General features: G+C 38.4%; 1 protein-coding gene. It reads right to left on the bottom strand.

Going from position 1 to position 1,272, the window contains the following annotated elements; translation table 11 throughout:
• Window positions 1–235: 235 nt before the first annotated feature.
• A protein-coding gene (locus tag NC797_RS18290) for an IS3 family transposase (protein ID WP_272438215.1) occupies window positions 236–1,272 on the bottom strand; the annotation gives its coding sequence in 2 pieces (ribosomal slippage) (window positions 236–1,107 and window positions 1,107–1,272; 1,038 coding nt annotated over the 2 pieces). This gene is flagged as partial in the annotation.

Below are 1,272 nucleotides of genomic sequence, written 5' to 3'. Positions count from 1 at the left end.
TGGTATGTCAACACTAAACTGAACAATTTTTTAAAGGAACATAAACTTGTTTATAGCTCTCTAAGTTTTAGCACTTTGTTTGAAGCTAGCGCGTGCAACTTGTCACTTGACTTTGAGCCTCTGCGGGCAAGATTATGAGCCAGGAAGCCAGCTTTATCAATAAATCTGGCTCAGCCACCAAGGCTATCTTGCCCGCCTCTCCAAGTAAAGTGCGCGTTTCTGTACTAGACAGTGCTCATTCTGCTTGACGCTTGCGCTTATATTCGTTAGGCGATAAATAGTCTAGGGAACCATGGATTCGAATATTATTAAACCAATTCACATAATCAAAAAGCTCGAGATCAAGTTCCTGTTGACTAGAGAAAACCCTTCCGCTAACAAATTCTGTTTTAATCATTTTGAATGTCGCTTCAGCCACTGCATTGTCATAAGGTGTACCTTTTTCACTCAATGATCTCTCAATACCAAATGTCTCTAATGCTTCGTCGATAAGCTTATTCTTAAACTCACTTCCTCTATCCGTATGAAATAATTGGAGGTGATTTAAGTTGTATTTAACTGTTGCAAATGAACGTTGAACTAACACTGCATCCTTGTGTGGACCTGCACTGTGGCCAATGATTTCACGATTATATAAATCAACCAATACACAGATATAATGCCATTTTTGTTGTACCCGAACGTATGTTAAATCACTTACAATAACCTTTAATTCTTCATCTTGATTAAATTCTCGATTCAATGTATTTCCAATTTCAGACTCATTCACTGTTGTTTTCTTAGGTTTAAATTGAGCTATTGTGTACTTTGAGACAAGCCCTTGTTCCTTCATTATTCGCCCAATACGGCGACGTGAAACCTGCCACCCCACCTTATAAAGCTCTCTTTTTATTTTTCGCTGTCCATATACGCTTCGATTCTTTTTGAAGATATCTATAATTAGTTCCGTTAATTCCTCTTCCTCTTGGTCATCGCGAATTTTGGCTTCATAATAATACGTACTTCTTGGAAATTGTAGGACGTCGCACATTGCTGATACCGAGTATTTGTGACGGTTATTACGAATCACATCTACTTTCGTCCCATGATCAGCGCGGCTTGCTTTAAAATATCATTCTCCATTGTTAGTCTTTGATTTTCTTTACGTAGATTGATTAACTCATCCTGCTCTGGAGTTCTATTGTCTTTCTCTTCAAATGATCCAGTTGATTTATGTCGGCGTACCCACGTATCAAAGGCAGATGGCGTCAGCTCGTATTCTTTGATAATTTC

Origin of the sequence: Terrihalobacillus insolitus (assembly GCF_028416575.1) — a bacterium.
GTDB lineage: Bacteria > Bacillota > Bacilli > Bacillales > Amphibacillaceae > Terrihalobacillus > Terrihalobacillus insolitus.
Note: the sequence above shows the minus strand (reverse complement) of the source record. Positions and strands in the feature narration are given on the sequence as shown.